The following is a 411-nucleotide window of genomic DNA, read 5'->3' on the forward strand; positions in this document are numbered from 1 at the left end:
GCGCTCGGCCTCGGCCAACTCGGCAAAGGCAGTGGAGAAATCGCCTCGCCGCCCTTCGAAGCTGGCGATCACGCAATGCCCGATCAGCACGCTGATGTCACGGCAGGCACGGGCTTCCGTCAGGCCGGCGCGCAACCGCGCAAGCCCGGCATCGGGCTGGTGACGCACCAGCAGCAGGTAGCCTTCATCGACCCCGACCCGGCCCAGCAAGCGCGCAACCTCGACCAACTGGTCCAGCGCGTCGTCGACATGGGCGCCGGCACGGTATTCCTGCAAGCCTTCGCCGACCCGAAAGGTGACGGCCTGGTGCATTCGCTGTACTTCCCCAACCGTCATTTGCCGGTGCGCGCCGACTTGTTCAACCGCGTCTCCTGGCAGTTGCACACCCGCGCCCATGCTGCGGTGTATGCG

At 66.9% G+C, this 411-nt stretch carries 2 protein-coding genes; one reads left to right on the forward strand and one right to left on the reverse strand.

From position 1 onward, the window contains the following. On the reverse strand, positions 1-312 hold a 312-nt coding region (locus tag AC0L3U_RS38540), incomplete at its 3' end, for a hypothetical protein (RefSeq protein ID WP_473364984.1). On the opposite strand from AC0L3U_RS38540, the gene AC0L3U_RS38545 reads away from it, so the two are divergent. Continuing rightward, the coding region (locus AC0L3U_RS38545; protein WP_473364983.1) for a poly-beta-1,6-N-acetyl-D-glucosamine N-deacetylase PgaB at positions 250-411 on the forward strand (162 nt) is incomplete at its 3' end. The genes AC0L3U_RS38540 and AC0L3U_RS38545 overlap by 63 nt on opposite strands.

This window comes from Bradyrhizobium sp. Kon69 (assembly GCF_055807515.1).